Here is an 18,820-nt window from a genome sequence, read left to right on the forward strand (position 1 = left end):
GCTCGCGAAGAGGGAGTGTCAGTCGACAGATTTGTTGCCTGACCCACCGCTTTCGCGAGCAAGCCCGCTCCCACATTGGTTTCTGTGCGCTCAATACAGCGCAATAAATTGACCCGATAGACAAAAGGCTGACCTGCATCCGTGCCTTTTGCGTCGCGCTCTGAGAAAATGCCCGCACTTTTTTTCCGGATGCCGACATGACTGCCCTGAAGAACGACCGTTTCCTCCGCGCCCTGCTCAAGCAACCTGTAGACGTCACCCCGGTGTGGATGATGCGCCAGGCCGGCCGCTACCTGCCTGAATACCGCGCCAGCCGTGCCCAGGCCGGTGATTTCATGAGCCTGTGCATGAATCCGGAATTCGCTTGCGAAGTCACGTTGCAACCGCTCGACCGCTACCCGCAACTGGACGCGGCGATCCTGTTTTCCGACATCCTCACCATCCCCGATGCCATGGGCCAGGGCCTGTACTTCGAGACCGGTGAAGGTCCACGCTTCAAGAAAGTCGTCAGCACCCTGGCCGACATCGAAGCGTTGCCGATCCCTGATCCACACAAAGACCTCGGCTACGTGATGGACGCGGTCAGCACCATCCGCCGCGAGCTGAACGGCCGAGTGCCGCTGATCGGTTTCTCCGGCAGCCCCTGGACCCTGGCGACCTACATGGTTGAAGGCGGCTCGTCGAAAGACTTCCGCAAGACCAAGGCGATGCTCTACGACAACCCGCAAGCCATGCACCTGCTGCTGGACAAGCTGGCGCAGTCGGTGACGTCGTACCTCAACGGCCAGATCATGGCCGGCGCGCAAGCGGTGCAGATCTTCGATACCTGGGGCGGCAACCTGTCGGCCGCGGCGTACCAGGAGTTCTCCCTGGCCTACATGAAGAAAATCGTCAGCGGCCTGATCCGCGAGCACGACGGTCGCAAGGTGCCGGTGATCCTCTTCACCAAGAACGGCGGCCTGTGGCTGGAAAGCATCGCCGAAGCCGGCGCCGACGCATTGGGTCTGGATTGGACCTGCGACATCGGCAACGCCCGCGCCCGCGTCGGCGACAAGGTAGCCCTGCAAGGCAACATGGACCCGACCGTGCTCTACGCCAAACCGGAAGCGATCCGCACCGAAGTCGGGCGCATTCTGGCCAGCTACGGCAAGGGCAGCGGTCACGTGTTCAACCTCGGCCACGGCATCACCCCTGAGGTCGATCCGGAACATGCGGGCGCGTTCCTGCGCGCGGTGCATGAGTTGTCGGCGCAGTATCACGAGTGATCGACGCGCAATAGAAAACGCCCGGCTTATGCCGGGCGTTTTTGTTTCCGCGATCCAACGTCGGACGCGGATCAATTGTAGGAGTGAGCCTGCTCGCGATAGCGGTAAGTCAGTCGCCAGATGTGTTGGCTGACACACCGCTATCGCGAGCAGGCTCACTCCTACAGGGTTTTGCGTCAGGCTTTGACTCCGCCGAGCGGCGGCAACTTCGCCAGCTTCAACGCCACCCCCAGCGCCACCAGCAACAACGCGCCAATGAACAACCCAATCCCGTTCCAGCCGCCCAAATGCCAGAACACCCCGCCCGCCGTGCCGGCAATGCTGGAGCCTGCGTAATAACTGAACAGGTACAACGACGACGCCTGGCCCTTGGCTTTCAGCGCCCGCCGGCCGATCCAACTGCTCGCCACCGAGTGCGCGCCGAAGAAGCCGAAGGTGAAGATCAGCATGCCGACGATCACCAGCAGCAGCGGGGTGAACATCGTCAGCGCGAGGCCGGCGAACATCAGGGCAATGGTCGCCCACAGCACCTTGCGCCGCCCCAGTTTGTCCGCCAACGAACCGATCTTTGCCGAACTGTAGATGCCCGACAGATACACCACCGACAGCAAGCCGACGAACACCTGATCGAGGTTGTACGGCGCGGCCAGCAGGCGATAGCCGATGTAGTTGAACAGGGTGACGAACGCCCCCATCAGCACGAACGCTTCAAGAAACAGCAGCGGCAGACCGGCATCGCGAAAGTGCATGGTGAAGCCGTCGAGCAGGCTGCGCGGGTGCAGCGAGCGCGAGCGGAAGTTGCGTGATTCGGGAAGGATTTTCCAGAACACTGCCGCCGCAATCAGCGCCAGACCGCCGATCACCAGCATTGCGGTGTGCCAGCTGACAAAGTCGATCAGCACCCCGGTTATCAACCGCCCGCTCATCCCGCCAATCGCGTTGCCGCCGATGTACAGGCCCATCGCCAGGCCGATGTGCTGCGGGTGGATTTCCTCGCTCAGGTAAGTCATCGCCACGGCCGCCAGGCCGCTCAGCGACAGCCCGATCAGCGCGCGCATGATCAGCACGCCGTGCCAGCTCGGCATCATCGAACTGGCGATGGTGCACAGCGCTGCGGCGAACAGCGCTGCGACCATCACCGGTTTACGCCCGATCCGGTCGGAAATCGGTCCGGTGATCAATAGACCGAAGGCCAGCATGCCGGTCGCCACCGACAGAATCAGGCTGCTTTGCGCGGCATTGATCGAATACTCGTGGGACAGCAGCGGCATCATCGGCTGCACGCAGTACAACAGGGCGAAGGTCGCGAAGCCGCCGCTGAACAGCGCCAGCACCGTGCGCATGAACATCGGCGTGCCTTTTTCGATGTAGATCTCCTGCAGCTCGGCGATCACATCGTCGGCTGCGGCAGGCGGGACTTCATGGGCCAGGGGGGCGACAACTGTTTTCACTTCAGACCTCGGAGGGCACGGCCGGGCAGGCAATGAAAAAATCATATAGCTGGCTAATGTTTCTATCCAATATATTGTTCGACCTGTTTGATAGCTTTAACGACCTAATGGGGTTTCCATGGAATTGCGTCATCTGCGCTACTTCATCGCTGTCGCCGAAGAACTGCATTTCGGCCGCGCCGCACAGGTGCTGGGGATCTCCCAGCCGCCGCTGAGTCAGCAGATTCAGGCGCTGGAGCAAGAGGTCGGCGCGCGGTTGTTCGAACGCACCAATCGTCGGGTCGAGCTGAGCGAGGCTGGCCGATTGTTTCTGGAAGAGGCGCGGCTGGTGCTGGCGCAGGTCGACAAAGCGGCGGACGTTGCCCGGCGTGCGCAACTCGGCGAACTCGGCGAATTGAAGATTGGCTTCACCTCGTCGGCGCCGTTCAACTCGACCATTCCCCAGGCAATTTTTGCCTTTCGCCAGCGTTTCCCGGCGGTGCACCTGAACCTGCGGGAGATGAGCAGCACGCAAGTCGCCGAAGGGCTGGTGGATGAGTCGATCGAGGTCGGGATCATGCGTCCACTGGGTCTGCCGGATTCGCTGAATGTGGTGGAGCTGATGCGTGAGCCGCTGGTGGCGGTGCTCGGTTCCAAACATCCGCTGGCGCAGGGCAGCGAGGAAGGGCTGTTCCTCTCGGCGCTGGCGCTGGAGCCGTTCGTGTTCTTTCCGCGCAGCTACGGCAGCGGGCTGTATGCGCAACTGCTCAGTCTGGCCCGTGATGCCGGGTTCAGCCCGCACTTCGCCCAAGAGGCCGGGGAGGCGATGACCATCATTGGTCTGGTCGCCGCGGGGCTGGGGGTATCGGTGTTGCCGGCGTCGTATCAGCGGATGCGTATCGACGGCGTGGTCTACCGGCCATTGCTCGATCCGGAGGCGGTGTCGGCGGTGTGGCTGGTGCAGCGCAAGGATCAGAAATCGCCGATGGCCAAGGCGTTCATCGAATTGCTGACGCGCAAGGTTGAGCCTTCAAAAGCTTGATTGCTGCCGGCCTCTTCGCGAGCAAGCCCGCTCCCACCACTGGAATGCGGTCCCCTGTGGGAGCGGGCTTGCTCGCGAAGTCGCCCGCCCAAACACCACATTTCTCAGGGCAACCGCACCAAATCCCCCTTCAACGCCACCCGCGTCACAAACACCCCGGCCCGGCACTCATAGGTATTCAAATCCTTGCGCACATGCTGGTCGTAATAACTGACGATATTGACCACCGCATTCGCCCCGACCCGCTTGGCATCGGCCTGCAACTTGATCAGGTTCGACTGCAGCACCCACTCGCAGGAATCGTGATCGCTCTTGTTGAAGCCGTTGGTGCGTAAATCACTGATCACATCGCGGCGCAACAACTGCTGGGTGCCCTGCGGCCCGTTGCCGATCAGGTAGAACTTCACACTGCCATCCAGCCGCCCGGCGCGAATCGCATCCGAGAGCACGGTTTCGAACGGCATGTACATCAAATTGGTGGCGTGGCTGGCGCTGGGCAATAGCCCGAGGAGCGTGGCGGCGATCAGGGCTTTCACTTGCATGGTCATCTCCTTGACGGTGAAAGAGAACCGCGAGTGTTCGAACGATGGGCTCGCCGTTCCGGCAGGCATGACGCGGCAACCTGCCAGAGCGAGTGTAGATGCTGAAAACGAAGAGGGCGCCGAAAGGCGCCCTTCGTCGTTTCTGGCAATTACTGAACCGTCGCCAGATCACCCTTCAACGCAACACCGGCCATGATCGCGCCGGCGTGGCATTCGTAGTTCTTCGCGTCTTTGTGCTCGTTGCTCTTGTAGAAGCTGACGATGTTGGTCACGGCGTTGGCGCCGGCGCTTTTGGCGGCCTGGTGCAGGCTGATGATGGCCGATTGCACGACCCATTCGCAGGCTTCCTGATCGGTCTTGTTGAAGGCGTTGGTCTTTTTGTTGGTCACGGCGCCGCTGCTCAGAACGGTGACTTTACCGGGCGGGGTGGTGCCGGCCAGGTAGAACTTTACGCTGCCGTCGATCTTGCCGCTGCGGGTGGCTTCGGCAACCGCTTTGTCGAACGGCAGCATGACCTGTGTATCCCGGGCCTGGCTGACTGCCGGCAGGGCGCAAAGCAGCAGGGCGGTGATGGCGAGTTTGTTGAAACGCATGGAGGTCTCCTTGACCTGGATTGATTCGGTTAAGGCCAGCGACGGAAAATCAACGAGGTGTTGACGCCACCAAAAGCGAAATTGTTGTTCATCACGTACTCGTGATGCATCTGGCGGAATTCGCCGCGCAGGTAATCAAGCTTGCCGCAGTGCGGGTCGACCTCGTCGAGGTTGAGCGTGTGCACGTACAGGTCGCGATTGAGCATTTCGATGCTGAACCACGACTCCAGCGCGCCGCAGGCCCCCAGCGTGTGGCCGAGGAAACTCTTCTGCGAGCTGATCGGCATGTGTTCGCCGAACAGACTGCTGGTCGCCAGTGTTTCGGCAATGTCGCCCTGTTCAGTAGCAGTACCGTGACCGTTGACGTAACCGATGGCATCCGGCGTCAGTCCGGCGTCTTCCAGCGCCAGTTCCATTGCCCGGCGCATGGTGATCTGCTCGGGGCGGGTGGTGTGCTGGCCGTCGGCGTTGCTGCCGAAACCGACGATTTCCGCGTGGATCCGCGCACCCCGGGCGAGGGCATGCTCCAGCTCTTCGAGCACCAGCATGCCGCCGCCTTCGCCGATCACCAGACCGTCGCGGCCCTTGTCATACGGGCGTGGGCTGGTCTGTGGCGCATCGTTTTTCAGGCTGGTAGCGTACAGCGCGTCGAAGACCATGGCTTCAGTCGGGCACAGCTCTTCGGCACCGCCGGCGAGCATCAACGGCAGCCGTCCGAACTTGATCGCTTCATAGGCGTAGCCGATCCCCTGGCTGCCGCTGGTGCAAGCGCTGGACGTCGGGATCAGCCGCCCTGTGAGGCCGAAGAAGATGCTGATGTTGGCCGCGGTGGTGTGCGGCATCATCCGCACGTAGGAGTTGGCGTTGAGGCCTTCGGCCACCGAGTTCAGCAGCATGTTGCCGAAGGCCTTGATCTCGTCGGTGCTGCCGGTGGACGAACCGCAGGCCACACCCATGCGCCCGTCCTTGATCGATTCGTCGCCGAGCAGGCCGGCGTCGGCCAGCGCCTGTTCCGCCGCGCCCACCGCCAGCCGTGACACCCGGCCCATGCTGCGCAGTTGCTTGCGGGTCCAGTGCGGCGGTACGACAAAATCATCGATCGGCCCGGCCAGACGGGTGTTGAGTTCGCTGAAGCGGTCCCACTCGTCCATGCGGCGGATGCCGCTGCGGTTGGCCGCGAAGTTGCCGGCGATGGTCTGCCAGTCGCTGCCCAGCGAGGTGATGCCGGCCATGCCGGTGACGACGACGCGCTTCATCAGCACAAGCCTCCGTTGACCGCCAGGACCTGGCGGGTGATGTACGAGGCTTCCGCCGACATCAGGAAATTAACCGCAGCGGCCACCTCTTGCGGGGTGCCCATGCGTTGTGCGGGGATCATTTTCATCAGCTCTTCCACCGGCACGTTTTCGTCGAGCATCGCCGTGTCGATCAGGCCCGGTGCGACGCAGTTAACGGTGATTTTGCGCTTGCCCAGTTCGATCGCCAACGCTTTCGCCGCACCGATCACCCCGGCCTTGGAGGCGCTGTAGTTGACCTGACCTCGGTTGCCGATCAATCCCGACACTGAGGTGATGCAGACGATCCGACCAGCGGCGCGACGACGGATCATCGGCATCATCACCGGGTGCAGGACGTTGTAGAAACCGTCGAGGTTGGTGCGCAGCACCACGTCCCAATCGTCGTCGCTCAGCGCCGGAAAAGCGCCATCACGGGTCAGACCGGCGTTGAGCACCACGCCGTAATAGGCGCCGTGGGTTTCGACGTCGGCTTCGAGAATGGTCTTGCAGGTTTCGCGGTCGGCGACGTCGAATTGCAGGATGCGCGCGTTGCGGCCCAGCGCTTCGACTTCGGCTTTCACCGCTTGGGCTTCGGCCACGCCGCTGCGGCAATGCAGGACGATGTCGTGCCCGGCCTGCGCCAGACGCAAGGCAATGGCGCGGCCGATGCCACGGCTGGAGCCGGTGACCAGTACGGATTCAGTCATCGTTCGACTCTCTGTTTTGTTCAAGGTATTGGCTGGGCTGCGGCGGGCGGAACACGTTCAAGCGGGCGCTGGCCTCGATGCCGGGGGCGTTGATGTGGCATTCGAAAACACCCATGCCGTTGTCGTCTTCCAGCGAACGGATGCCGTGGATGGTCAGTTCGCTGCCGGCCGGAAACGCCTCGACGTTGCACTCGAACTTGCGGCTGCCGAGGAGGAAGCCGAGCTCGACCGGTTTGCCCTTCAAGCGAGCATGACAACCGGCGAACGCGGCGACGCTCTGCGCCATCAACTCGATGCCGACCCACGCCGGCAGGCTGCCGTCGGGCAGGTTGAACAGGCCGTCGGGCTTGACCGTGAGGCGGGTGTGGATCTGCTCCTCGTCGAAGCTGAGGATGCGGTCGATCAGAATCATGTCGCCAGCGTGGGGCAGCAGTTCGGCGAGCGGCCAGTCGTTCATGGGGCGTCTCCGATAATCAGGCTGACGTTGTTGCCGCCGAAGGCAAACGAGTTGCTCATCAGGTAGCGGGGTGCAATGGACGACAGGCGCTCGCTCGCGGTCACCCACTTCAGCGCCGGCAAGTCGGGGTCGGGCTGGGCATCCCAGACGTGTGGCGGCAAGGCTTGCTGCGGGTTGTCGGCGCTCAGGCTCAGCCAGCAGAACGCCGCTTCGAGGGCGCCGGCCGCGCCGAGGGTGTGGCCGGTCATCGGCTTGGTCGACGAGCAAGCCACGCCGTCGGGGAACAGCGTGGCGACGGCCAGACTTTCCATCGCATCGTTGTGCTGGGTCGCCGTGCCATGCAGGTTCAGGTAGCTGATTTGCGTCGCTTGCAGCTGTGCGCGGCTCAAGGCTTTCTGCATCGCTTGCAGGGCGCCGCGACCGCTCGGTTCCGGCGCGGAAATATGGTGCGCGTCGGAGCTGGCGCCGCTGCCGAGCAGGGCAATGGCCGGGCCGTCGCTGCGCTGCTTGCTCATCAGGAACAGCACCGCCGCTTCGCCGATGTTGATGCCGTTGCGGTTGGCCGAGAACGGATTGCAGCGCTCGTCGGACACCGCTTCCAGCGCGCAGAAACCGTTGAGCGTGAGTTTGCACAGGCTGTCGACCCCGCCGCACAGCACTGCGTCGCACAGGCCCAGATCGAGCAGACGCTGCGCGCTCATCAACGCCCGCGCACTGGACGTGCAGGCGGTGGAAATCACATAGGCCGGGCCGCTGAGTTGCAGCCAGTCGGCGAGAAAGTTCGCCGGGGCGCCGAGTTCCTGTTGCCGATAGTCGTACTCGGCAGGGAACTGCTGCTCGCGAAGATAGTGCGCCAGACCGCGGCTGGCCTCGTCGATCCCCGAGGTACTGGTGCCGAGCACCACGCCGATGCGCGCGCGACCATAGGACTGGATCGCCCGATCGATGTCCTCGCGAATCTGCAGCGCGGCTTCCAGCAGCAGTTGATTGTTGCGGCTGCTCTGGTCGGCCAGTTCGGCCGGAATCGCCGCCAGCTCAGCGTGCACCGCCGCCACCGGCAACTCACGTCCGGCCACCCAGCCTGACTCGTGGCGCATGCCCGAGCAGTCACCGGCAAACAGGTTTTGCGCGACCTGGTGCTTGTCGCGGCCCAGTGCGCAGATCACGCCGAGGGCATTGAGGTAGGCAGTCATGGCGTCGGTTCACCGAGGGGAGAAACCCGATAGTGCGGGCCTTGGGGCAGATTCAATTCGAAGCTCAACGGTTGTGCATAACGGATCGCCCAGCGCGGCGCCAGCGTACGTTGCTCGCCCTGCTGCTGCGCGGCGGGGTAATTGCGCGCCAGTTCGCCGGAGGGGGTCAGGGCGAACAGCAACGCGGCAAACAGCTCCCGGGCTTCCGGATTGGGCGGCAGCAGCCCGTCGGCCTGCCAGCGACCGTCGATCAGTTGCTGACGCGCCTGGGGGATGCCCAGCGGGTCCATCATCGACCAGCGGATGCCGGGGCCTTCGCGCTGGATCACCAACAGCCAGTCCTGACGCTGATCGGCTTGCTGGCGCTCGATGTGCAGTTGCAGCGGTAATGGCAGCGTCGGGTTGTTCGCGGGCAGCGGGGCCTGGTTGGCGCATCCACTTAGCAGGGCCGTTAGCAACAATACCAGCCACACCACAACCCCTGTGGGAGCGGGCTTGCTCGCGAAGGCGTCGGCACATCCGACATCAATGCCAACTGACCCACCGCTTTCGCGAGCAAGCCCGCTCCCACAGGTTAAGTGTTGCATCAGGAAGCCTCTGCCAGTGGTTTTCGGGCGACGACATTCACCAAGGTTTCCTCACGCTCGCCAAACGGCTTCGGCCGGCGCAATCCGAAGCGCTCCAGCAAGCCAAAGTCCTTCGAACGGCTCCACCACAGGTACGGGTACGAGACATTGCGCTCGCCAAACTCGAAACCCTGTTGGCGAATCATCTCCAGGTACTGCGCCGCGCTCTTCTGCACATGCATCGGATGGCGGAACAGCCAGCGGATCACCCAGGTATCAATGTAAGCCTCGGTGGACTCGGCGAACAGCAGATAACCGCCCGGCTTCAGTACGCGGTAGAACTCGGCGAGGGCTTTTTCCTGTTCGACCAGATGATGAAAGGTCTGGTGGCAGAACAGCAGGTCGACACTGGCATCGGCGACGTTGAGCGTCGCGCAATCGCTACCGATCAGCTCCACGTCGAAGCCCTGCCGCGCCGCTTCTTCGGCGCTCAATTGCAGGCTGTGCGGATCGGCGTCGATGCCGATCAGACGCTGTGGGGCGAAGGTCTGGCGCAGATGGCGGAACGATTTGCCCTGACCGCAGCCAGCATCCAGCAGCACCGGATGGGCCGGCAGCGACTCGCTGAACAAGCCGCGCAAATCGTTGATCGCCACGCGCAGCACATGGTGCTGCCAGGTGTGACTGCGCAGGAACCAGAAACCGAAGCGGGTTTCCTCGACGTAGCTGTCGCTCAAGTAATTCATGGGGCGTCCTTTGCACAGAGTTCGGAAATCATCTTCAACCGGCGGCGTGCTTCGCTGACGAACGGGTTGCGTTCATCCCAGGCATAACCGGCGAGGATCGAGCAGATCATCCGGCGAATCTCCGCCTGACTGTCTTGGTAAAAGATCACGTCCTGAAAGGTGCCGGCGTACCAGCCCTCGACGTAGCAGCGGAAAGTGTCGACTCCGCGCTTGAGCGGTTCGGCGAACTCGCGCTGCCAGTCGACGGTTTCGCCCTGCAACTGCCGGTGCAAGACCGCCGCGGCCATGCTCGCCGAACGCATGGCGATGGTCACGCCGGAAGAGAACACCGGGTCGAGAAATTCTGCGGCGTTGCCGAGCAGGGCGAAGCCCGGGCCGTGCAGGGTTTTCACATTCGCCGCATAACCGCCGAGGGTGCGCGCCGGTGTGTCCCACACCGCGTTGTTCAGTACGCCGGCGAGGCTTGGGGTTTCGGCGATGAAGCCGCGCAGGCAGGCATCCAGATCGCTGTCGCGCCCCTGGAAATGTTCGGCGGCAGCGACCACGCCCACCGAGCAGCGACCGTTGCTGAACGGGATCGTCCAGAACCAGATGTCGCGGTGTTCAGGGTGGGTGGTGACGAGGATCTTCTCGCGGTCGAAGGCCGGGTTGTCGATGTGATCTTCAACGTGGGTGAACACCGCCTGGCGCACCGGGAAATTCGAGGGTGCTTCCAGATCGAGCATACGCGACAGCACGCGCCCGTAACCGCTGGCGTCCAACACAAAATCCGCTTCGACGCGGTACTCGCTGCCGTCCTCGCGCAGCACGTCGAGCTGCGGTCGGGCCCGGTCGAAATCGACGCGGACGATGGCATCGCCATAGCGGATTTCGGCACCCTGCAATTCAGCCTGATCGGCCAACAGCTTGTCGAAGTCGGCACGTTGCACCTGGAATGTGGTTGGCTTGCCTGCGGTGAAGGTGTCGCTGAAATCGAAGGCACTGTAGCGCTCGCCCCAGGCGAAGGCGGCACCGGTCTTGCGCTGGAACCCGGCGGCGTTGACGGCGTCGAGCATGCCGGCCTCTTCGACGAAATCCAGGCAATGGCTGAGCAGGCTCTCGCCGATGGAAAAACGCGGAAAGTGCTGGCGCTCGATCACCAGCACATCGTGGCCCTTGCGCTTGAGCAGCGCGGCGGCGATGGCGCCGGACGGTCCGGCACCGATAATCACGACCTGACGGGATTCCATTTCAACGATTGGCACGTGAGCTCCGGGGCAATGGGTGTTGCAGATTCAGGGGCGCGCGATGCAGGCCGATCAGGGCCGGCAACAGCGTCGCGATCAGGCCCATCAGCATCAGCGCGAAGTACAGCGCCGGACTGATGAGCTGTTGTTGCAGCAACAGGTTGAGAAAGACGATTTCGCTCAGGCCGCGAATGTTCAGCAGTACGCTTTCGCGCCAGCGGCTCGCGCCTTGGAAGGAAGCGCCGGCCCAGCCCAGGCCGAGCCAGTTGCCGAGCAGTTTACTGGCAATCGGCAACAGCAGCAGCGCCGCCCATTGCACCGCGCCGAGGCTGGCGAGGGCGCTGTGCACGTCGATCTGCACGATGCCGAAGGTGAGGATCAGCGGGATCGCGATCCATGTCTGCAAACGGCTCATCCACCGCGCCGGCAATGGCAGCACCAACGGCACCTTCAGCAAGGCCATGCACAGCAGATAACCGATGCCGAAAATCAGCGCGTTGAGTTTGTAGTGCTCGGCCAGCACCAGCAGCGCAAAGAAGCCGAGGCTGTAGGTCAGCGGGCGACGCACGCGCAACAGATGCAACAGCGCCGGCACGCAGGCCAGACCCAGCGGCAGCAACAGGCTGCTCAGATGCAGACTGCCCTGAGCCAGGCCGAACAGCGTCCAGCAGGTCAGATCGATGAGGATTGCGGTCTGCACCAGACGCCGGGTGGCGGCGGGCGGGTAATTGATGTGGCGCAGGTACAGGTACAGCACCGGTATCGCGGTAATCGCAAACACCAGACCGATCGCCAGCGAGTTCAGCCACGGTTGCGCCGGCAGCAGCCAACAGGCGGCGGCCAGACCGCAGGCGAACGGCACGACAAAACTCGGCACGGCGATTTTCACGCTCTGGCGGTCCAGTCGCAGGTCGATCACATCACTGAGAATGTGCCCGAGCAACAGCGCGAAACTCAGGCTGTAGAGGTCTTTCAGCCACCCCGGCGCAATCAGTTCGGCACCGCTGAGTTGCCAGCCCGGTTCGATCCAGAAGTACATCAGCAGCGGCAATCCGAAGCTGGCCAGCAGCAACTGGCTGACGATCGGGATCAGGCCGAAATGCCGACCGACACGGATCGCCACAGCGAACAGGGCCAGGGCCAGCAGCCAGAAACCGACGACCATCATGCTGCCGGCTCCACGACGCTGGCGCTGTGGACGTGACGTCCGGCCCACGGCGCCAGAATGAAACTGAACGCCAGCCCGAGGCTCACCGCCAGGCCGAAATTGCTCACCGCCGGCGTGCTCGACACCGCCAGCAGACCGAACGACAACCAGGTCGTCAGCGCCGCCAGCAAGGTGCCCAGCAAGCTGACAGCCGCACCGCCGACCTGCTCACGCATGAGAATCGCGTAATCGACGCTGATCGCCGTCACCAGCAGCAGGCCGAACAGGCTGAACAGGGTCAGCGGCTGACCGAGCCAACCGAGGCTGGCAAGGCTGCACAGCGCTGCCAGCAGCGGCAGGGCGACGATGCGCAAGGCGCCGCCGAAGCCGAACGGCACGATCAGCACCAGCACGATCAACACACAGGAGGCGAGTTTCAGTTCGGCAGCGCTGATCTGGGTCGCGGCGAATACGTTGTTCAATTCGCCGAGACGATCCACCAGCATCACGCCCGGCAAGTCCAGGGCCTGCACCCGCAGCAGTGACGGATTGTTCAGGCCTTGCAGACTGGTCATCGCCGCCACGCCGTCAGCGGTCGGGCCGAGCCACAGCGTGCGGTAAGGCTCGCCCAGCGGCCCGGCGAGTGCCGCATCGATGTCCTCGGCGGGCAGGCTCTGCAACTGTTGCAGTTCGGTTTGCAACGCCGCGAGCGGTACGCCGAGGTCGAGCAGTGGCTGCCAGTATTGCGGCAGTTTGCTCAGTGCTTCGCGAACCTGCTGTTGCTGGCTCGGCGGACTGAGCAGTTGATCGAGGGCCAGATAGCCTTGCAGTTTGTCGAGGTTGACCAGTTGCTGCAGGCGCTCGCTCAGTGCGGCCTGACGCTCCAGCAGTTGCTGCTGATTGGCGGCGCGCACGAGGAAGAACTGGCTGGTCGGCTGATAGCCGGTGATGCGTGCGATGGTCTGCGCTTCATCGGTCAGGCGTTGTGGCGCACCGACCCACTGGCGGATGTCGTTCTTGCTTTGCAGCTGCACCAGACCGCCAACGCAGAACGCGACCAACAGCGCCAGCAGCACCGGGGTGCGCACGTGTTCGAGCAGAGTGTCGCGCAGTTGCACCAGACGCTCGGCCAGACGCAGCGGCCATTGCGCCGGGACCAGTTCAACATTTTTCAGCAGGGCCGGCAGCAGGCACACCGCCGACAGATACGCACCGAGCAAACCGGCGGCGGAGAACACCGCGATTTGCGTCAGCGCCGGGAAGGGCGTCCAGGCCAGCGCCAGATAACCGATGGCGCTGGTGATCAGGCTCAGCGTCAGCCCGGAGAGTGTCAGGCGCAGGGCTGGCCAGCTGCGCCACGGCTTGAGGCTCCAGCTTTTCGACAGATAGTGCAGCGGGTAATCCACGGCCACGCCGATCAGGCTGGAGCCGAGCACCAGCGTCATCACATGCATGTGGCCGAATAGCGCCACGCAAGCCACCGCGCCGAACAGCATGCCCACCAGCACCGGCACGAACGCCAGCAGCACTCGCCAGCGGCGAAACACCAGCAGCAGCAACAGCAGAATACCGAGGGTGGCGCCGCCGCCGACCCAGGTCATTTCGCGGGTGGCTTGTTGCTGACCGTTGGCGGCGTACAGCAGACCGCTGGCGGCCAACAGTTGCACGTCGGATTTCGCCGCCTGCTCGCGACTGTGCTGCAGCAGATCGGCGACTTTCAGCGGCAGGTTCATGTCAAAGGTATTGCCGGTGGTGCGCGCGCGCAGCAGCACCCAGCTCTTGCCATCGGCATCGGCGACCAGGGCGCCGCTGCCGATGTCCAGTTGCACCGCGCCGTGCTTCGGCTGGCTGTTCTGGATACGCCCGGTGAGACCCAGCCAGTCGTCCTGGCTCGGCACCAGGGTGAAACCGTTGAACGGGTCGAACAGTGCCTGCACCCGTTGCTGAATGAACGCATCGGGATGCTCGGTCAGCAGTTGCCGATCATCCGCCGAAAGCATCGCCAGCCGCCCCAGCAGCAATTGCGTGCGCAGCGCTGGCAGATCCGCCTGCAGGTTCCACTGGACCTTTTCGAACAGACCGCTGGCCTGCCATTGCTCGCCGAGGGTCTGCGCCATGGCCACCGCTTGCTGGCGATCGGCGTGGCCGACCAGCACCAGCATTTCCCGATTGAGCGGTTCCTGCATACGTTGTTCGGCGCGCAGTTCGAGGGCATCAGGGTTGGTGCCGGGCACCAGTTCCATGAGGTTTGCCGACAGCGGCGCACCGTCGCGCCACTGCCACCCGGCCAGCGCGACGACCGCCAACAGCAGGATCAGGAACAGCCACGGCAGCCTGCGTTCACTCGGCAAAGTCATGTTGCTCCGTGTCGCTCAACGGTTGATCGGCGCTGCTGTCTTTCATGCGCAGCACGGTGCTGTCGCCCTGGGTTTCCAGCAGTTCGATGGTCTGCACCAGTTCACCGCCGTCGATATTGATCTGCTTGAACACTTGCTTGAGCAGCAGCGAACGCGGGGTCAGAGTGAGTTTCCACTGCTGTGCGTCGCCGCTCAGGGCCAGCTCGAAATCCCGTTGCAGGCCGCTGCTGTCACCTTGCAGCACGGCGAGGAACAAGCGGTTCTGCTCGGCCCCGGCGCTCTTGTTCGGCAGCAACTGCCAAGCGTTGCCGTCACGACGGGCGATGCCGTTGGCGGTGATGCGGTAATCCTGTTGCAGCGGGGTCTTGAGCAGCCAGAGCAGGCCGTGATTTTTCGCCAGGACGAAGTTGCCCTTGCTGATCAACGGTTGAGGCAGGGCGCGCAGATGTTTTTCCTGAATGAACTGGCCGTGGATCACTTCCGGTTTCGCCAGTTGTTCGCTGAGCTGTTGCAGGTCGAAGGCGTTGGCCAGCGTCGACACGGCGAGCAGCGCCATCGCGCCAAGGCATTTGCAGAACAGGTTCATCGCAGCATCCTTTCCACCGCATCGGTGAACACTTTGGGTGAGGCCAGTTGCATCTCGCGACTGCTGATCTCGACCGCCACCTGCACCGAGCTGGCACGGGTCAGGCGCTCACCGGTCTGCAGGTCGGTGATCAGATAGTTGATCTTCAAGCGGTTCTCCCACTCCACCAGACTGGCGCGTACGTTCAAGCGCTGACCGAACACCGCGCCACGTACATAACGCAGTTGCAGGTCGATGATCGGCCACGCGTAGCCGGACTCGGACATCTGCGTGTAGTTGTGGCCGATCTGGTCGAGCAGCGCGCAGCGCGCCACTTCCAGGTATTTGACGTAGTGCCCGTGCCAGACCACGTGCATCGTGTCGACGTCAAAGAACGGCACGAGGATTTCCGTGTCGGCGTGCAGCACTCCGGCGCTACGCATGCAGCCTCCAGTGTTGTTCGGCGATGCGTTGCAGGCACAGGCGCAGTTCGCCTTCCAGCGCGCGGTCTTCGATGACTGGCGGGAAGTCCTTGGCCAGCTCTTCGTGCATGGCGGCCAGCGAAGGTGGCAGCGCGCGTGCGCCTGCGCCTGCATCGCGACCGCGCAACCAGACGCCCTGATTGGCCGCGAGCAACGTGGCGGCGGCGACCTGTTCGGTCAGTTCCAGTACGCGGATCGCGTCGCGGGCGGCGATGGTGCCCATGCTCACCTTGTCCTGGTTATGGCACTCGGTGGAGCGTGAGAACACGCTGGCCGGCATGGTGTTTTTCAGCGCTTCAGCGGTCCAGGCACTGGTGCCGATCTGCACGGCCTTGAAGCCGTGATTGATCATGGCGCGATCCGCCGGGGCGCCGGACAGGTTGCTTGGCAAACCATGGTTGTAGCGCTCGTCGACCAGCAACGCGAGCTGCCGGTCGAGCAGGTCGGCAACGTTGGCCACCAGATTTTTCAGGCTGTCCATGGCGAACGCGATGTGCCCGCCGTAGAAGTGCCCGCCGTGCAGCACGCGCTCGGCGTCGGCGTCGATGATCGGGTTGTCGTTGGCGCTGTTGAGTTCGGTCTCGATGAACGCACGCAGCCAGTTCAGGCTGTCGGCCAGCACCCCGAGCACGTGTGGGGCGCAGCGCAGCGAGTAGCGATCCTGTAGGCGATGCAGCGGTGCGGTCGGCGCGTCGATCGCCAGATCCTTGCGCAGCCACGCGGCGACTTGCATCTGCCCCGGATGCGGCTTGGCGGCGAACAGACGCTCGTCGAAGTGTTCCGGATTGCCTTGCAGCGCGACCACGTTGAGCGCGGTGATGCGCGTGGCCAGTTGCAGCAGATAGTCGGCGCGGGCGAAGGCGAGGCAGGCGAGACCGGTCATCACCGCCGTGCCGTTCATCAAGGCCAGCGCTTCTTTCGGACGCAGCACCAATGGCGTCCAGCCCAGTTCGCGATGCACGTCGGCCGCTTGCCGGCGTTCGCCACGGAACAACACTTCGCGCTCGCCGGACAGGGTGGCGGCGACGTAGGACAGCGGCGTCAGATCGCCGCTGGCCCCGACCGAACCTTCTTCGGGGATCAGCGGCAGGATGTCGTGTTCAAGGAAGGCGTGCAGGCGCTCCAGCAGTTCGATGCGCACCCCGGACACGCCGTGGCACAGCGACTGCAAGCGCGCCGCCAGCACCGCGCGGGTGGCTTGCGGGTCGAGCAGTTTGCCGAGGCCGCAGCCGTGGAAGGTGTAGAGATGACGCGGCAGTGCCTCGACATGATGCAGCGGCACCGCGACCACGCAGGAGTCGCCGTAACCGGTGGTCACGCCATAGATCACGCCTTCCTTGTCCAGCAGCGAATCGAGAAACCGCGCGCCTTTGGCGATACGCTCGCGGTAGGCGGCGTCGCTCTGCAACTGCACGGGCGCCTGACGGTTGGCCAGGGCCAGCACGTCTTCGATGCGCAAAGGGCGTTCGCCGAAGGTTACCGGCTCATGGGTTGGCGTCGTCATCGGTCTTCCAGAAAGGGTAAAAGTTGAACCATTGGTGCGGGGCTTCGAGGCAATAGTGACTCAGGCGCTGCGCGTAGCGGGTGGCCCACTGATGAATGACCTGCTCGCGCTCGCGGCGCGTCCACGTCACGCTGTCGGCGAACGGTTCAAGAGTCAGGCGATAGTGGCCGTCCGGCTGTTTCAGGCACATCAACAGATTGACCGGGCATTTGAGCAAGCCGGCCAGCAGCCACGGGCCTTGCGGAAACGCTGCCGGGTGGCCGAGAAAGTCCACGCTGACGCTGCGCCCGCCGTGCAACGGCACGCGGTCGCCGGCAATCGCCAGCCATTCGCCGCGCTCCAGGCGTTCGTGCAGTTGCAGCATGATCACCGGGTCCAGTTCGCTGACCTGAATCAGGCGCAGATTGGTCGCTCCGGCCTCGCCCAGCAAGCGGTTGAACTGCTCGGCGTGCTTGGTGTGCACCAGCACGTTCATGGTGACCTTTTCGCCGATCTCCGCCAGCGCCCGGCACACTTCGAGGTTACCCAGATGCGCGCCGACCAGCAGTTGCCCGCGACTGCCGCGCAACTGATTGCGCAGCAGTGCCGGGTCGATGATTTCGATCTGCTCGATACGGATCTTGCCGTTCCACACGTCGAGCTTGTCGAGCAGCGAATCGGCGAACGCCATGAACTGGCGGAACACGCTCCAGTAACTCGGGCGCAATTCGGCGCGGTTGCTCCAGTCAGCCAGCCGTTGCTGGTATTGCCAGGCACTGTGGCGCGCGGTGCGGCCGAACAGGAAGAAGTACAGGACGATGCCGTACAGCAGCGGACTGAGCAGGCGCCGGCCAAGCACTTTGGCGGCGAACGCGGTGAATTTCATCAGCAGGAAGCTGCCGCGCTCTTCGCGGTCGGCCCAGTGCTTCTTGTCGGTCTCGACGCTCATGCTCGCCACCGGCGCCAGAGGATGACGGGCAGGCGCAGCAGCATGCCGAAGAACAACCGGGTGTGCATGCTGGAAATCAGCGCGTTGTCGTGGAACAGGCGGAAGTGCGAGACGCCGTCCAGCGGGTAATGCACGCTGGTCTGCAACCAGCGCATCGGCTGGTTGCGCCACGACAGGCGCACGAGGATGTCGGAGTCGAAATCCATGCGCTTGCCGACTCGCGCCGAGTCGATCAGCGCCAGCGTCGGGGCCAGCGGATAGACGCGAAAGCCGCACATCGAATCGCGAATCTGCAGCGACAGCGTGTTGATCCAGACCATCACGTGGGTCAGATAACGCGCGTACAAACGGCCCTTGGGCACGCTCTCGTCAAACAGCGGATAACCGCAGATCATCGCGTCCGGGTGGGCGCGGGATTCCGCGACGAAACGGGCGACGTCGTGCAGGTCGTGCTGGCCATCGGCATCAACCTGCAGGGCATGAGTGAAGCCCAGCCGCGCCGCTTCGCGCAGGCCGGTCATCACCGCGCCGCCTTTGCCCTGATTGAGGGTCAGGCGCACCAGATGCACGTGGTCGCGTTCGGCCAGCGCATCCAGCACTCGCGCGCAGGACGGGGTGCTGGCGTCATCCACCAGAATGCACGGCAGGCCTTGGGCGAGCAGGGCATCGACCACGGTGCCGATCGCGGTTTCATGGTTGTAGACCGGAATCACGGCGCAAGGGTTATGCATTGACCACATCCCCACTGTGGCGAGGGAGCTTGCTCCCGCTCGAGTGCGCAGCACTCGCTCGC

Annotated in this window: 19 protein-coding genes; 2 read left to right on the forward strand and 17 right to left on the reverse strand. The window is 63.6% G+C overall.

What is annotated here, in order from left to right:
- The first annotated feature begins 197 nt into the window (after positions 1–197).
- Positions 198–1,265, forward strand: a complete 1,068-nt coding sequence (hemE, locus tag AC27VU_RS17230) for a uroporphyrinogen decarboxylase (protein WP_103485588.1) — start codon at positions 198–200, stop codon at positions 1,263–1,265.
- A gap of 176 nt (positions 1,266–1,441) precedes the next feature.
- Here the strand turns inward: hemE and AC27VU_RS17235 are convergent, their stop codons facing one another.
- The gene (locus tag AC27VU_RS17235) at positions 1,442–2,695 is read right to left on the reverse strand and encodes an MFS transporter (RefSeq protein ID WP_473020103.1); all 1,254 of its coding nucleotides are present in this window, start codon (positions 2,693–2,695) and stop codon (positions 1,442–1,444) included.
- Positions 2,696–2,834: 139 nt separating this feature from the next.
- Between AC27VU_RS17235 and AC27VU_RS17240 the strand changes: the two genes are divergently transcribed.
- The gene (locus AC27VU_RS17240) at positions 2,835–3,737 is read left to right on the forward strand and encodes a LysR family transcriptional regulator (protein WP_488724521.1); all 903 of its coding nucleotides are present in this window, start codon (positions 2,835–2,837) and stop codon (positions 3,735–3,737) included.
- Between the two features lie 104 nt (positions 3,738–3,841).
- Here AC27VU_RS17240 and AC27VU_RS17245 read toward each other — a convergent pair whose 3' ends face one another.
- From AC27VU_RS17245 to AC27VU_RS17320, 16 genes are all read right to left on the reverse strand, one after another.
- Positions 3,842–4,279 carry an excinuclease gene (locus AC27VU_RS17245; protein ID WP_210556773.1) on the reverse strand — a complete coding sequence of 146 codons (438 nt, stop codon included), beginning with the start codon at positions 4,277–4,279 and terminating at the stop codon, positions 3,842–3,844.
- Between the two features lie 149 nt (positions 4,280–4,428).
- Positions 4,429–4,872, reverse strand: a complete 444-nt coding sequence (locus tag AC27VU_RS17250; RefSeq protein WP_103485585.1) for an excinuclease — start codon at positions 4,870–4,872, stop codon at positions 4,429–4,431.
- A gap of 29 nt (positions 4,873–4,901) precedes the next feature.
- The gene (locus AC27VU_RS17255) at positions 4,902–6,128 is read right to left on the reverse strand and encodes a beta-ketoacyl-ACP synthase (protein WP_473018639.1); all 1,227 of its coding nucleotides are present in this window, start codon (positions 6,126–6,128) and stop codon (positions 4,902–4,904) included.
- Positions 6,128–6,856 carry a 3-oxoacyl-ACP reductase FabG gene (gene fabG / locus AC27VU_RS17260; RefSeq protein WP_003220919.1) on the reverse strand — a complete coding sequence of 243 codons (729 nt, stop codon included), beginning with the start codon at positions 6,854–6,856 and terminating at the stop codon, positions 6,128–6,130. Before fabG ends, AC27VU_RS17255 begins: the two co-directional genes overlap by 1 nt.
- Positions 6,849–7,313: a hotdog family protein gene (locus AC27VU_RS17265; protein WP_338800604.1), complete on the reverse strand. Its 465-nt coding sequence runs from the start codon at positions 7,311–7,313 to the stop codon at positions 6,849–6,851. Before AC27VU_RS17265 ends, fabG begins: the two co-directional genes overlap by 8 nt.
- Positions 7,310–8,506, reverse strand: a complete 1,197-nt coding sequence (locus tag AC27VU_RS17270) for a beta-ketoacyl-[acyl-carrier-protein] synthase family protein (protein WP_488724522.1) — start codon at positions 8,504–8,506, stop codon at positions 7,310–7,312. The genes AC27VU_RS17265 and AC27VU_RS17270 overlap by 4 nt, the downstream gene beginning before the upstream one ends.
- Positions 8,503–9,093, reverse strand: coding sequence for a hypothetical protein (locus tag AC27VU_RS17275; protein ID WP_488724523.1), 591 nt, complete (start codon positions 9,091–9,093; stop codon positions 8,503–8,505). Before AC27VU_RS17275 ends, AC27VU_RS17270 begins: the two co-directional genes overlap by 4 nt.
- Positions 9,093–9,818 carry a class I SAM-dependent methyltransferase gene (locus tag AC27VU_RS17280; protein WP_103485580.1) on the reverse strand — a complete coding sequence of 242 codons (726 nt, stop codon included), beginning with the start codon at positions 9,816–9,818 and terminating at the stop codon, positions 9,093–9,095. The genes AC27VU_RS17275 and AC27VU_RS17280 overlap by 1 nt, the downstream gene beginning before the upstream one ends.
- Positions 9,815–11,062, reverse strand: a complete 1,248-nt coding sequence (locus AC27VU_RS17285) for an NAD(P)/FAD-dependent oxidoreductase (protein ID WP_488724524.1) — start codon at positions 11,060–11,062, stop codon at positions 9,815–9,817. Before AC27VU_RS17285 ends, AC27VU_RS17280 begins: the two co-directional genes overlap by 4 nt.
- Positions 11,049–12,212: a cation:proton antiporter gene (locus AC27VU_RS17290; RefSeq protein ID WP_488724525.1), complete on the reverse strand. Its 1,164-nt coding sequence runs from the start codon at positions 12,210–12,212 to the stop codon at positions 11,049–11,051. The genes AC27VU_RS17285 and AC27VU_RS17290 overlap by 14 nt, the downstream gene beginning before the upstream one ends.
- The gene (locus AC27VU_RS17295; protein WP_488724526.1) at positions 12,209–14,548 is read right to left on the reverse strand and encodes an MMPL family transporter; all 2,340 of its coding nucleotides are present in this window, start codon (positions 14,546–14,548) and stop codon (positions 12,209–12,211) included. Before AC27VU_RS17295 ends, AC27VU_RS17290 begins: the two co-directional genes overlap by 4 nt.
- A complete protein-coding gene (locus tag AC27VU_RS17300; RefSeq protein ID WP_488724527.1) occupies positions 14,532–15,134 on the reverse strand; it encodes an outer membrane lipoprotein carrier protein LolA in 603 nt (200 codons plus the stop codon). Before AC27VU_RS17300 ends, AC27VU_RS17295 begins: the two co-directional genes overlap by 17 nt.
- Positions 15,131–15,556 (reverse strand): acyl-CoA thioesterase, encoded by a 426-nt coding sequence (locus AC27VU_RS17305; protein WP_027611337.1) that lies wholly within the window; start codon positions 15,554–15,556, stop codon positions 15,131–15,133. Before AC27VU_RS17305 ends, AC27VU_RS17300 begins: the two co-directional genes overlap by 4 nt.
- Positions 15,549–17,099 carry an HAL/PAL/TAL family ammonia-lyase gene (locus AC27VU_RS17310; protein ID WP_488724528.1) on the reverse strand — a complete coding sequence of 517 codons (1,551 nt, stop codon included), beginning with the start codon at positions 17,097–17,099 and terminating at the stop codon, positions 15,549–15,551. The genes AC27VU_RS17305 and AC27VU_RS17310 overlap by 8 nt, the downstream gene beginning before the upstream one ends.
- Positions 17,080–18,027: a lysophospholipid acyltransferase family protein gene (locus AC27VU_RS17315; protein WP_488724529.1), complete on the reverse strand. Its 948-nt coding sequence runs from the start codon at positions 18,025–18,027 to the stop codon at positions 17,080–17,082. The genes AC27VU_RS17310 and AC27VU_RS17315 overlap by 20 nt, the downstream gene beginning before the upstream one ends.
- The gene (locus AC27VU_RS17320; protein ID WP_488724530.1) at positions 18,024–18,758 is read right to left on the reverse strand and encodes a glycosyltransferase family 2 protein; all 735 of its coding nucleotides are present in this window, start codon (positions 18,756–18,758) and stop codon (positions 18,024–18,026) included. Before AC27VU_RS17320 ends, AC27VU_RS17315 begins: the two co-directional genes overlap by 4 nt.
- Positions 18,759–18,820: the final 62 nt, after the last annotated feature.

Source organism: Pseudomonas sp. 14P5.3.2 (assembly GCF_057799175.1).